Consider the following 12,367-nt stretch of genomic DNA (forward strand, 5'->3'; position numbering starts at 1 on the left):
GGCAAGCGATGGAAAAAATTCTCGGGGAAATGCCCCTAGTTGTCTGTATCGCAGGCCCGACGGCCAGCGGCAAGTCGGCCTATGCCGTTGACATCGCAAAAGCCGTGGGTGGTGAAATCATCAATGCTGACGCGTTGCAGGTCTATGTCGATTTGCATTGGCTCTCCGCGCGCCCAACCGAGGCAGACATGGCGGGCGTGCCGCATCATCTGTTTGGTTATGTGTCGGGCGACACACTTTATTCGACCGGCGATTGGGTGCGCGATGTGGTCCCAGTTATTTTGCAGGTCATGGGGCGCAACCGAATTCCGATTATTGTTGGTGGGACGGGCATGTATTTTCGCGCGCTGCTCGAAGGGCTCGCCAATGTCCCTCCAGTGCCGCGCGATATTGCGAGCGCTGTTGACCTGATCCCAATATCAGAAATGCGCCGCCAAGCCGAAGAGATTGATCCCGCGGCATCGTCGCGAGTTCTTGGCGACGACCCGCAGCGATTGGCACGAATCATTGGTGTTCACAGAGCGACGGGTCGCGCGCTCTCGAGCTGGCAAGATGACACTCGTCCGATCATCCCAGCGCAGTTTACCCGTCGGTCAGTCCTGCTGCCTGATCGTGTTTCGCTCTATGCGCGGATCAATCAACGATTTGATCAGATGTTAGAGGCCGGTGGGCTGGAAGAAGCACAAACCGTCCACGCTCTCGGGTATCCCGCACGCGCGCCCATGCTCAAAGCGATCGGCCTCTCACACCTTCTGTCATATCTCGACGGGGAGTGTGACTTGGAAAATGCGATAGAGACGGCCAAACGGGATACCCGCCGCCTCGCCAAGCGGCAAATGACATGGTTTCGGAACCGCTGCACCGATTGGACGGTGCTCAAAAATGAGGCGGAGAAGGAAATATACGCACAAAGTCTATGAAGGGACCCTTATACGATATCTCCGTGCTGATTGGCCTTAGCCTCCTCGCGGCGCTGCTCGTCTACCTCTTTCGAGAACAGGCGAATGCTGCCATCAATTTGATGGGAACCTATTCCGGTACGCCGATGGCTATCGGCGTGGCCGTCTTGATCTTCTTTATCGGATCAATTTTCTTTGTGCCACAATGGGCCTTGATCGCAGCAGCAATAGCCGCTTTTGGCTTGGTCGATGGCTCTGCGATTGCTTGGTTCGCGACGATGGTATCAGTCACCGCCCATGTATTTGCGGCCCGGGCCTTAGCTCGGCGGTTTGAAGAGCGCCTTCATATTCAGAGGCTCGATTACCTCAGGTCATTGTTTAAACGAAATAGTGTTCAATCCGGCTTTCTCGTTAGATTGATCCCAACCGGACCCGCTATTTTGGTCAATGTTGCTGCTGGGTTATTCGGAGTTAGCCGAGGCGGTTTTTTACTGGGATCGGCTCTCGGCGTTATCCCGAAAATTCTCCTCACTGGAATCGTTGCGTCCGAGCTTATTTCCTCAGCGCAAGGCAAACAGTTCAGTCTCTGGTTGGCTGTCGGGGCGGTCGGCTTGATTGCTCTGTCACTGATGACGCGCAAGGCGCGACCTCCGCGTCAGAAAATCGCCTCTAAATAGCAGTGATTTGCCAGGCTAAGGGGATAGAAGGCTTGCAATTACGTGCCTAGATTTACATTACCATAGCACTACGCGGAATTTCGGACGGATTCTCGATGGCAGCGTTCACCAGCTGTTAACATGCTTTCCCTGACGGACCGACCAACGCATCTGGAACAAACCGGACGGAGCCTTTATGTTCTCCTCACTGATGGACGCATTTTCGTCCGACATAGCAATCGACCTCGGCACGGCGAATACGCTGGTCTATGCCAAAGGCAGGGGGGTCGTGCTCAATGAGCCGTCGGTCGTCGCGTTTTCAATCAAGAACGGTCGAAAAGTCGTTCATGCTGTTGGCAATGACGCGCGCATGATGCTCGGTCGTACGCCGGGCAATATTGAAGCAATTCGCCCGATGAAAGACGGTGTGATCGCCGATTTCGACGTGGCCGAGAAAATGATCAAGCACTTCATCGAAAAAGTGAAGTCCGAAGGCGGATTTTTACGGAGCGCAAAGCCCAAGGTCGTGATTTGTGTCCCATCCGGCGCTACAGCCGTTGAAGAGCGCGCCATATATCAATCGGCGCAACAAGCGGGCGCGCGTAAAGTTTATCTCATCGAAGAACCTATGGCGGCGGCGCTCGGTGCTGGCCTTCCCATTCATGAACCTGCCGGATCGATGATTGTTGATATTGGCGGTGGGACGACCGAAGTTGCTGTTCTGTCGCTCGACGGGATTGTCTATTCTCGTTCAGTCCGTGTTGGCGGTGACAAGATGGATGACGCAATCATTCAATATGTACGTCGCACGACGAATCTTTTGATTGGTGAAATGACGGCTGAACGCGTTAAAAAGGAAGTCGGGTCAGCGACCATGCCTGCTGACAATGAAGGCATGAGCGTATTGATTAAAGGCCGCGATTTGATGAATGGCGTGCCACGCGAAATCCGGGTCTCTGAAGCGATGATTGCTGAGAGTCTGGCCGAGCCAGTCGAGCAAATCGTTGAAGCTGTGAAAACGGCGCTTGAAGCGACACCGCCGGAACTGGCAGCCGATATTGTCGATAAAGGGATAATGTTGACGGGCGGTGGCGCGCTGCTCCGCAATCTCGACATTGAACTCCGTAACCGTACTGAACTTCCGGTTTTCATCGCGGATGACCCGTTGTCCTGTGTTGTGCGAGGGTCAGGGACCGTCGTGGAGAACCTCAAAAAGTGGAAAAGTGTGCTCAAGACAGACGTCTAATCACACTCATCCGCGCGTCGCGGGAAGGGCATTGCTAGCGTGGCCCGATCGGGATCGAATAAATCGGAAGGCCGGATTGGCCTACTCTTGATGATCGTGCTGAGCGCGGTCTTGTTGTTTACCCAACGCGATGCCGCGACAGAACGCCGCTCAACGCCTTTACTCGCAAGCGATATCCAAGCCCCTGTTGCCGTGTGGCTCAGTGCGCCCTTCCGTCACTTAGAAGGGGCTGTCGCCGATGTCGAAGGAGGGCGACGCGCTTTGCAAGAAAACAAGGCCTTGCGTGACGAGCTGACAAGCCTGCGCGTGGATAATGCCCGTTTGCAAGCCCAACAGGCGCGCCTACAGCGCCTGGAAAAATTACTCGCAGTGGACCGGACGGGAGATATCCCGGATTACAGGATTTCCGCCCGTGCCGTGTCTGATCCATCCGGACCTTTTGTGCGGTCGCTTTTGATCGCTTCAGGACGAGAGAATGGTGTGGAAGAGGGTTATGCCGTGCTGTCCGATGCCGGGTTGGTAGGGCATGTTGTGAGCGCAGGGCAGCGATCCGCACGGGTTTTGCGGCTGGATGATTTGAATAGCCGCGTCGCCGTGATCAGTGAGCGATCCGGCGCGCGCGCGATCTTAGCGGGCGCCAATAATGATCGACCCATGTTGGCATTTGTCGCCGATCAGGACGACTGGCAGGTTGGAGACAGAGTGTTGACATCGGGCGATGATGGCCGCCTGCCAGAAGGTCTACCCATTGGCACGGTCCTGCCAGGGGATCGACTGGCGGTTGAACTCGACTTTCTCGCCACACCGATCGATTGGGTGTTTGTGCTGCCCTACAGTCAATTGGCCGATCCCAGTGACGTTGACATTGCGTTGGACCCTTCAGCTGACGACAATGGCGACACAGCATCAGCGACAACAGAGGAGGCAAACTAATGGCCTATCTCGGTGTCAGCCCGGTCCTGCGGAATGAACGGCTCATTCCGGCGGTGATCGCCTTACTAATAGCAGGAATTATTAGCGCACTCGATATTCGATTGTTTGGACAAAGCTGGCCGTTGATGTGGATCCCGTTTGTCACTGTCGCGCTTTGGCCGCGTCGGGTTGGGCTTTGGGCTACCGGATTATTGCTGTTTTTCGGCGGGCTTTGGGTGGATTGGACGACATGGGGCGCGCCCGGACAATGGCCGCTCGTCTTTTTGTTGACCTATGCCTTGATCCGACCAGACTTCCGCGAAGGGGCCCGCGGTCTTACGGCCGGAATGACGCGGTTCACTTTGGCCTTATGTGTCGGCGTGCCTGTTTTCATCCTGTCGGGATGGGCCGTTTATGAAAGTTGGCCTGATTGGGGCGCGCTTGGGCGCGGTGTTGTTGTGGCCGTGCTTTTCGTGCCTTTCATGATCTTTGTAAGGGATAAATTGGCCGGCCGAATGAGCGGAAATGATTAGTCATGGGCCGTAAATCGACACAAACTAAAAAAGAGGATCGGGCCAAATCAGACGCCCAAATGACGCGCCGAACGGCCGTTTTGAGTGTGGGCGGTCTCGGGATGTTCGGAGTCTTGACCGGGCGGTTTTACCAACTCCAAATCCAGCAAAGCGAAAACTATCTCGTCCTCTCAAATGATAATCGGTTTAATTTTCAAACGATCGTGCCGAGCCGTGGCATTATTCGTGATCGTTACGGGGAGCCACTCGCCACGAACACGCTCGACTATCAAGTCGAACTCATCGCGGAACAGATAGATGACCTTGATCTAACCTTATCTAAGCTGGCTGACGTGGTTCATTTGTCAGAGGGGGAAGTGAAACGCATCCGCCGTGATATCCGCCGTCGGCCAGATTTTGTCCCTATTACGGTCAAGGACCATGTTGATTGGGATGATTTTGCGGCGCTCAATATGCGTGTTCATGCGCTGCCGGGTATTATTCCAAAGGCAGGCGAGGGGCGGTCCTATCCGGATGATGGCCTGTTTTCGCATGTGATTGGCTATGTCGGAAAAGCAAATGACGCGGATGTGTCTCGCGATGATGATCCGCTTTTGTTGCAACCGGCCTTTCGGATTGGAAAGACAGGGGTTGAACAAGCCGCCGACACGCGTCTCCGGGGGAAATCAGGAAAACTGAAAGTCGAGGTCAATGCGCGCGGTCGCGTAGTCCGTGAATGGCCAAACCCGCAAGATGACGCAAAACCGGGGGATGATGTCTTCCTAACGCTAGATGCCGATCTTCAGCGCTTTGCTGCGAAACAGTTTCAGGACGATAGTGGCGGGATCGCGGTTATGGATATCATGACGGGCGAACTCCGAACCTTGCTCTCCATGCCAACGTTTGATGCCAATTTGTTCGTCTCAGGTCTGACGCAGGCAGATATGGACGGGCTCAATAATGATGAGAAGCGCCCGCAATATAATAAGGTTTTGTCAGGCGGTTACTCGCCTGCATCGACCTACAAAATGGTTGTTATGTTGGCCGCTTTGAAAAGTGGCAAAGTTGATCCGGATCAACGGGTATTCTGTGGTGGGAAAGTCCGTTTGGGTAATCGCCTCTTTCATTGTTGGCGGCGCGAAGGCCACGGTCCTGTCGATATGCGCGATGGGCTCAAGCATAGCTGCGACACATATTTCTATGAAGTCTCGCAAATCATTGGGATTGAAGCGATTGCCGATATGGCGCGACGTTTGGGTCTTGGGCAACGTTACGGAATTGGGATCGCGGGCGAAAAAGAAGGTATTGTTCCGGACGCAGCATGGAAACGTGACCGTCTCGGGGCAGGATGGCGTATGGGGGATACGCTCAATGCATCCATTGGACAGGGGTTCGTTCTCGCGACGCCAATGCAATTGGCTGTTATGTCGGCGCGGTTGGCCAACGGGACCAAGGCGGTTTTACCAAGCCTGTTTGCAGGGGAAGACCGCGACGTTTTCAATGATCTCGACATCGACCCGTCGCATATGGGTTTTGTTCAAGATGCGATGTGGAGTGTCTGCGAGGAACCGGGTGGGACAGCTTACCGTTCTAATGGTCTTGGACTAGTGGGCCTTGATATGGCGGGAAAAACGGGAACGTCGCAGGTCCGTGGGATTTCACGTTCCGAACGGGCGACGGGGGTTATTTCGAATTCGAACCTGCCTTGGAAATACCGCGATCATTCAATCTTTGTTGGGTATGCGCCCTATGCAAACCCGCGCTTTGCTGTGGGCTGTGTTGTTGAGCACGCCGGATCAGGCGCAGGTCGAGCAGCGGCGATAACACGTGCTGTGTTGGGCGAAGCGCTCCGCCGGGATGGTCTTGGACCGCAGACAAGTAACGCGCGAGATCAGCCGGGCCTATGACAGTTCGGTTTGAGGAATTTGAAGGGGTTGGGAGTAAGCTCTATCAGCTCAATTGGCTGCTGCCTGTTTTGGCAGGGCTGCTCGGGTTGGTTGGGGTCATGGCGATTCTGTCGGCCAATAATGGTGTGTGGCAGCACGGGGCTATGCAGCACAGTGTGCGGATCACATTTGCCTTTATGGTTATGATCGGTGTCGCGCTGACGAATATACGGGTTTGGTACAGCTTGGCTTATCCTGCCTATTTCGCGGCTTTGCTCCTACTCGTGGGTGTCGAGTTTTTCGGGATTAATGTGAACGGGTCGGTTCGCTGGCTGCAATTGGGTCCGATTCGTATTCAGCCCTCAGAAGTTATCAAGCCTGCGGTCGTGCTTGCACTCGCGCGTTTTTATCATGACTTACCAAGTTGGCGTGTGTCTGACCCGATTGGTTTGGCGGGAGTCTTGTTCCTGATTGGGGCACCGATGGCTCTGGTCCTGCGCCAGCCTGATTTGGGCACCTCGCTTTTGATCTGTGCGACTGGTGCGGCGATCATTTTCTTGGCGGGGGTCAGTTGGCGGGTGATTACACTTGGGTCTGTGCTTGTCGCGATCAGTGTTCCCATTGTCTGGCAGTTTGGTCTTCGGGACTATCAACGCGGTCGTATTTTGACATTTCTTGACCCGAGTCGGGATCCTGCGGGGGCCTCATACCATATCACGCAGTCCAAAATCGCGCTCGGATCGGGCGGCGTTTCTGGCAAAGGGTATATGCAAGGATCGCAGCGCCAAGGCGGGTACGTGCCGGAGAACAGCACCGATTTTATTTCGACCGTCATCGGAGAGGAATTCGGGTTTATTGGGTCACTGGCACTGATGGGTCTTTATATCGCCGTCATCGCGGCCTGCATTCGTTTGTCGATGCAATGCAAAGCCGTTTTCTCGCGCCTCCTTATTTTGGGTCTCACGACAACCTTTGCGCTCTATATTTTTATCAACCTCGGCATGGTGATGGGGTTGCTGCCTGTCGTTGGTGTTCCTCTGCCTCTGGTCTCTTACGGTGGGACCGTTATTCTCGTTGTGATGGGAAGTTTTGGTCTGATGCTATCGGCACATCTTCACACGGGGACGCCCTTACCAAGAAGTGATTGAGGGAAACTCCGTCACGGAGGGGCAAGATGAGCTGTTTGTTGCGTCCAATAAAACCGCTTCAAGCACAGGCAAACTATCCCTGACGGCATGGAGGAGGCGGGCCACCCCTTCGATAACCTGATCCTTCGGGGCCTCGCGCAATTTTTTGGCGAGATAAGGTGCGCGGTTCATGCCGACAGTTAAAGAGGCACTCCGCAGGGAATGGAGTGCGTTGAGAAATTCTTTCCGTGAGGACATATCCTGTTCCAAATAGCCGGGTAAGGCGCGTGATAGCTCCTTGAGCGCGGTCGATAAGCCAGATCGATAGCTTCGCAGAATTCGCTCTCTCGTGACATCATCGGCTTGCCCAGGGCCATCGCGTATGATGGCTTCGTCCATCAGCGGTCTCGCGGCCGCATCCTGCCCGTTGGCGGCGATGCCGATAATCGACGGTCGTCGGTGATTCTTTTTCACCAGTAAGGCGGCCGACAAATCTCCGGGGCGTAAGGGTTTTGCGATGACGCCGTCAAAGCCTGAGGCGCGGTATAGGGCAATATCCTTTTCTGTATCATAGGCAGACAGAGCAAAAATGTGCGTCGGTCTTGATGTGTGTTGTTGAAGATATTGGACGGTTTGGAACCCATCCATAACAGGCATGACAATGTCCAGGAGCAACACGTCATAGGGCATGGATTGCGTTTTTACGACGGCTTCGGCTCCATTGGTGACGAGGGTCACATCATGGCGTTCCCGCTCGAGGATCAACTGCGCAATAAGACGGTTTGTCAGGTTGTTTTCTGCTAATAAAACACGCATAGGTCGCGCTTAAATACTGCAACTTAAAATTCACTAAACAGATTATACGTTTTTGCCACCATGTTGTCTTGACGCAACCGCTCAAGCCCCTAATCAGAGCGCTGAATTCTTGGGGGAGTTTTAGTATGCCAGCAGCACCCGGGACGGCAGAATGGTCGTCACGTTACGCTTTTATCATGGCCGCCGTCGGGTCGTCGGTGGGCTTAGGGAATCTTTGGCGCTTCTCTAGCGAGGCCGGGTCCAATGGGGGCGCTGCCTTCATTCTTATTTATCTACTCGCCGTTGTGTTTGTTTGTATTCCGGTTCTGATGAGTGAATATCTCGTCGGCCGAGCCGGGAGTTCCGCTAATGCCATCGACAGTGTTGCGGAAGTCGCGATCCAATCAAAAGTGACAAAAAATTGGACTCTCCTTTCGTGGGTCGGGATGGTTGCGGGCTTTATGATTGTGACGTTTTACTGCGTCGTCGCGGCTTGGGTTGTGCGATACATCTTCAAATTTATCGGGAATGACTTTGCGGGTTTAGAAGCGGACGCCGTTGCGGGCGTGTTTGTCAACTTTATCTCCACGCCCATGCAAGTTCTGCCGTGGTTCTTACTTTTTGCGGTCCTCACCATTTGGTTGGTGTCGCGCGGGGTTAATCGCGGGATCGAAATGGCGGCCAAGATTTTGATGCCCGTCTTTTTCGTCCTCCTTGTTGGGCTCGCGATTTTTGCGGTAGTCAGCAACATTGGGAATGGGGGAACGGGGCAAGCGCTCAACTTCCTTTACACGCCGGACTTCAGCAAAATTAATGGTGGCGTCGCCAGCGCGGCCCTCGGTCAGGCGTTCTTCTCCGTTGGTATTGGCTCGGCGATTATGATCACCTATGGCTCTTATTTGCCACAGAACGTTTCAATTCCGAAAGCGTCCGTGATTGTTGGGCTGACGGATACAGCGGTTGCGTTGATTGCAGGCTTGGCGATTTTCCCGATCGTATTTGCATTTGGTTTGGCGCCGGGTTCTGGGGCAGGCTTGTTCTTCATCACTTTGCCTAACGCGTTTGCGTCAATGGGCGCGGCCGGACCTATTATCGGCGCGGCGTTCTTCTTCCTCGCCTTCTTTGCTGCGATTACGTCCTCGGTCAGTTTGCTAGAGCCGTCCGTCGCCTTTGTGTCAGAGCGCTTCAAGATGACCAAAGCCAAAGCGGCTTGGGTGGCTGGATCGGTCATGATTGCTGTCGGTTTAATCAGCGTATTCGGTGTCAATCCGGGCGGTGATACCTATGCATTGGATGCGATCGATACCTTTACAGGGCAGGTCATGTTGCCGCTCGCCGGATTGCTGATCGTGCTCTTTGTCGGCTGGCGTGTTGATAAAGCGATTATTGCGACGGAGTTTGCAGACAGCAGAGCGCTCGGGAATATTTTGCTAATCCTGACGCGCTTTGTCGCGCCGGTCTTCGTTGCCGTGGTCTTGGTATCGTCTGTCTACGGGGCCTATTTCGCCTCATAAGAGAAGCAATTTGCACTTCCGAACCTAACGAGCTTTTAACCGTCTTATTCAGACAAAGTTCAAGTCAGTCCTGTAAGGACATAGGTAACGTTAATTCAAATACTCTGCAGCCTTAACGCTGCAAGCCGGGAATGGATAATGAGAACTGGACTTATCCTTATCACGACGACCGCGCTGTTCTGTACGGGCTGCGCAACCGTTGATCTGCAAAATATGGCGGGGTCTTCTGACACGGCCTCGACGATGCAGTATGAGTCCGAGAGCAACGTCGTACAACGCGCCGTTGAAAAGCTTCGCGATGCCTTTGCATCACGCGGTTTCGGCGCCAAAACATCCCAACGTAAGATGGAAGCGGCCGCGGACATGCTTCTGAATGGCCTTTTAGCGCAGACTGTGTCCTCGGACGAAGGTGACTATGCGGCCACGCCTAAACCTGTTGCTGCGGTGATCGAAGATATCCAAATGGCCCGCGGCCACGTGGAGCAGACGACACGCGCAGCAGAGGTTTACTTAGAAGTCGCGCCTCAGAATCGCTCGCTTGATGATGAATTGAAAAGTCTTGAAGCTGCCTTGCTGGCCTCAGAACGCGCGACGCAATCTTTCCAATCCGCTTTACCCGATAGTAAATATGCCGACCTTGATGATCTTCGACGCTCAGTCGATGCGCTCCGCGATGTCACTGACGCGTTTGGTCAGCGAGTTCGCATGTCACACTCTGACAAGCTTGCGGTCGACGCGGCGTCACGCGTCGGATGACTCTCTAGTTTTGCCGTAAATTCTATTTTTGTCTAACGGCTGACGGCTTTGGCCTCTTGACCCGGTCGGGGGTCTGCCGCAATCCCGACAGATGCTGAGCACCCCGGCAATCTATGACGTTTCGCTTCAAGGTACACGCTTGATTGTAAAGGCGCATGGGCATTGGACGGTTGAAACCGCCGCCTCAGTTTTTGAACGTTTGGACGCTGATTATGACGCGCTGAATTATGAATCAGTTGAGTATCATTTGCAGGGGGTCGAAGCCCTCGATACGGCTGGCGCGTATATTTTGACAAAAGCCGTGCGTGTCGCGGATGTTTGTAAATCGTGGGAGTTGATAGGCGGTACGCCAAGCCAACAGACCCTTTTGTCCGTCGCCGCCGATTGTCAAATGGGCGATCCGCCACGGTCGAAGCATCAATGGATTGAAACGCTTGATCGACTTGGCCGCGCAACCGTGCGGTTTGCGGATGAGACGTTCGCGACCTTGTCGTTCATTGGCCAATTCTTCGTTATGTTCTTTGGCGTCTTGATACGACCAAAGCGGATGCGGTTAAAATCGATCATCGCTTTGATGGAGGAGGTCGGGCTTGATGCGGCTCCGATTGTCGCCGTGTTGGCTTTCGCCATTGGGGCCGTGATCGCCTATATGGGGGCTAACTTGCTTGGGGCGCTCGGGTTTTCTGTTTTCATGGTCGATCTAGTTGGGATTTCCATGTTGCGGGAACTCGCGGGCGTCATCACCGCCATCTTGATTGCGGGTCGATCGGCATCGGCTTTCACCGCTCAAATCGGCGCCATGAAAATGCGACAAGAAATCGATGCGATGACTGTCATGGGGCTGGATACGTTTGAGACACTCGTAATACCGCGCGCGATTGCTTGCCTGCTGACCTTACCGATCCTGACCTTCCTTGCGATGATTAGCGGTATTCTCGGCGGTCTGATTGTCGCTTGGGTCACGGAAACTCAAATCTCGCCATTTCTCTTCCTCAGTCGCTTGCAAGAGATGGTGGATATTAAACATTTTTGGGTGGGAATGGTGAAAGCGCCATTCTTTGCCATCGTTATTGCGATTATCGGGTGTCGTCAGGGACTCGCGGTCTCAGGATCTGTCGACAGCCTCGGCTCACGGGTCACGACGGCCGTGGTGCAGGCCATCTTCGCCGTCATCTTAATTGACGCGCTCTTCGCTATTCTTTTCTATCAGCTAGGTGTCTAGTCATGGATGCGCCTGATCCGAAACATACTCCGCCAATTTCTGCGACGGGAATTCTGACCCAGTTCGGTCCGAATATCATTCATGAGAATCTCGATTTCGAGATCAATCGCGGAGAGGTCGTCGGGCTTGTCGGCGGATCGGGGTCTGGCAAGACTGTGCTGATGAATACACTTCTGGGATTGAAAGAACCCGAAGCCGGAGAGCTTAGATATTTTGGCAAACGCCGAGCCGATTTGAATGCTGACGAAGAAATGAGTTTGAAAAACGACATGGGCGTTTTGTTTCAAGGCGGCGCGCTCTTCTCATCTCTCACTGTCCGCCAAAACATAATGGTGCCCTTGATCGAACATCACGACATGTCGCAGGACTTGATGCGCGAATTGGCCGATATGAAAATTCACATGGTCGGTTTGCCGCCTGAAAGTGCCATTCTTTATCCGGCTGATCTGTCCGGTGGCATGAAGAAACGGGCGGGCTTGGCGCGCTCATTGGCATTAGATCCACAAATTTTGTTTTTGGATGAACCCACGGCAGGGTTGGACCCGATTGGGGCGCATGCTTTCGACACGTTGATCCTGAAATTACGCGAAGCGATGGATTTGACTGTTCTTATGGTTACGCATGACCTCGATAGTCTTTATGCGATATGCGACCGTGTTGCGGTGCTGGTAGATAAGCACATTGCAGTCTATGATAGCCTCGACGTGGTTGCTAAATATGATCACCCGTGGGTGCAGGAATATTTCGGTGGCCCGCGCTCTCGCGCAGCCATGGCCACGCCGGGTCACAAAAAGAGTATGAAAGGGGCTGCGTCAATGCGCGCAGCCGCAGGGCTTTAGGGG

General features: G+C 54.0%; 12 protein-coding genes. 11 read left to right on the plus strand and 1 reads right to left on the minus strand.

The annotated features are described in order from the left end of the window. Positions 1-8: 8 nt before the first annotated feature. From miaA to rodA, 7 genes are all read left to right on the plus strand, one after another. The gene (miaA, locus tag IE105_RS01450) at positions 9-920 is read left to right on the plus strand and encodes a tRNA (adenosine(37)-N6)-dimethylallyltransferase MiaA (RefSeq protein WP_189494629.1); all 912 of its coding nucleotides are present in this window, start codon (positions 9-11) and stop codon (positions 918-920) included. Continuing rightward, positions 917-1,576: a TVP38/TMEM64 family protein gene (locus tag IE105_RS01455; RefSeq protein ID WP_189494633.1), complete on the plus strand. Its 660-nt coding sequence runs from the start codon at positions 917-919 to the stop codon at positions 1,574-1,576. Before miaA ends, IE105_RS01455 begins: the two co-directional genes overlap by 4 nt. A 175-nt stretch (positions 1,577-1,751) precedes the next feature. Then, positions 1,752-2,801, plus strand: coding sequence for a rod shape-determining protein (locus tag IE105_RS01460; protein WP_189494636.1), 1,050 nt, complete (start codon positions 1,752-1,754; stop codon positions 2,799-2,801). A 39-nt stretch (positions 2,802-2,840) separates the two neighbouring features. After that, positions 2,841-3,734 carry a rod shape-determining protein MreC gene (gene mreC, locus IE105_RS01465; RefSeq protein ID WP_189494638.1) on the plus strand — a complete coding sequence of 298 codons (894 nt, stop codon included), beginning with the start codon at positions 2,841-2,843 and terminating at the stop codon, positions 3,732-3,734. Then, positions 3,734-4,246: a hypothetical protein gene (locus IE105_RS01470; protein ID WP_189494640.1), complete on the plus strand. Its 513-nt coding sequence runs from the start codon at positions 3,734-3,736 to the stop codon at positions 4,244-4,246. Before mreC ends, IE105_RS01470 begins: the two co-directional genes overlap by 1 nt. Positions 4,247-4,248: 2 nt before the next feature. After that, positions 4,249-6,132 (plus strand): penicillin-binding protein 2, encoded by a 1,884-nt coding sequence (gene mrdA / locus IE105_RS01475; protein ID WP_189494643.1) that lies wholly within the window; start codon positions 4,249-4,251, stop codon positions 6,130-6,132. Further along, complete coding sequence (gene rodA / locus IE105_RS01480) at positions 6,129-7,259, plus strand: rod shape-determining protein RodA (RefSeq protein ID WP_189494647.1); 1,131 nt, start codon at positions 6,129-6,131, stop codon at positions 7,257-7,259. Before mrdA ends, rodA begins: the two co-directional genes overlap by 4 nt. Here rodA and IE105_RS01485 read toward each other — a convergent pair. Continuing rightward, complete coding sequence (locus IE105_RS01485) at positions 7,242-8,054, minus strand: response regulator (protein ID WP_189494649.1); 813 nt, start codon at positions 8,052-8,054, stop codon at positions 7,242-7,244. The two genes, rodA and IE105_RS01485, sit on opposite strands and share 18 nt — an antisense overlap. A gap of 125 nt (positions 8,055-8,179) precedes the next feature. Here IE105_RS01485 and IE105_RS01490 point away from each other — a divergent pair, with 125 nt between their 5' ends. From IE105_RS01490 to IE105_RS01505, 4 genes are all read left to right on the plus strand, one after another. Further along, positions 8,180-9,547: a sodium-dependent transporter gene (locus IE105_RS01490; RefSeq protein ID WP_189494651.1), complete on the plus strand. Its 1,368-nt coding sequence runs from the start codon at positions 8,180-8,182 to the stop codon at positions 9,545-9,547. 138 nt (positions 9,548-9,685) lie between these two features. Further along, complete coding sequence (locus IE105_RS01495; RefSeq protein WP_189494654.1) at positions 9,686-10,303, plus strand: hypothetical protein; 618 nt, start codon at positions 9,686-9,688, stop codon at positions 10,301-10,303. Between the two features lie 91 nt (positions 10,304-10,394). Beyond that, a complete protein-coding gene (locus tag IE105_RS01500; protein WP_189494657.1) occupies positions 10,395-11,525 on the plus strand; it encodes an MlaE family ABC transporter permease in 1,131 nt (376 codons plus the stop codon). Between the two features lie 2 nt (positions 11,526-11,527). Further along, entirely contained in the window at positions 11,528-12,364 is an 837-nt protein-coding gene (locus IE105_RS01505) for an ABC transporter ATP-binding protein (RefSeq protein ID WP_189494659.1), read from the plus strand. The last annotated feature ends 3 nt before the right edge of the window (positions 12,365-12,367 follow it).

The sequence above is a fragment of the Algimonas arctica genome, assembly GCF_014652695.1.
In the GTDB taxonomy this organism is placed as follows: Bacteria; Pseudomonadota; Alphaproteobacteria; order Caulobacterales; family Maricaulaceae; genus Litorimonas; species Litorimonas arctica.

Bases quoted from the DNA above. Each gene is read 5' to 3' on its own strand.
- miaA (WP_189494629.1), top strand. From the start codon at position 9: ATGGAAAAAATTCTCGGGGAAATGCCCCTAGTTGTCTGTATCGCAGGC.
- IE105_RS01455 (WP_189494633.1), top strand. From the start codon at position 917: ATGAAGGGACCCTTATACGATATCTCCGTGCTGATTGGCCTTAGCCTC.
- IE105_RS01460 (WP_189494636.1), top strand. From the start codon at position 1,752: ATGTTCTCCTCACTGATGGACGCATTTTCGTCCGACATAGCAATCGAC.
- IE105_RS01470 (WP_189494640.1), top strand. From the start codon at position 3,734: ATGGCCTATCTCGGTGTCAGCCCGGTCCTGCGGAATGAACGGCTCATT.
- mrdA (WP_189494643.1), top strand. From the start codon at position 4,249: ATGGGCCGTAAATCGACACAAACTAAAAAAGAGGATCGGGCCAAATCA.
- rodA (WP_189494647.1), top strand. From the start codon at position 6,129: ATGACAGTTCGGTTTGAGGAATTTGAAGGGGTTGGGAGTAAGCTCTAT.
- IE105_RS01485 (WP_189494649.1), bottom strand. From the start codon at position 8,054: ATGCGTGTTTTATTAGCAGAAAACAACCTGACAAACCGTCTTATTGCG.
- IE105_RS01490 (WP_189494651.1), top strand. From the start codon at position 8,180: ATGCCAGCAGCACCCGGGACGGCAGAATGGTCGTCACGTTACGCTTTT.
- IE105_RS01495 (WP_189494654.1), top strand. From the start codon at position 9,686: ATGAGAACTGGACTTATCCTTATCACGACGACCGCGCTGTTCTGTACG.
- IE105_RS01500 (WP_189494657.1), top strand. From the start codon at position 10,395: ATGCTGAGCACCCCGGCAATCTATGACGTTTCGCTTCAAGGTACACGC.
- IE105_RS01505 (WP_189494659.1), top strand. From the start codon at position 11,528: ATGGATGCGCCTGATCCGAAACATACTCCGCCAATTTCTGCGACGGGA.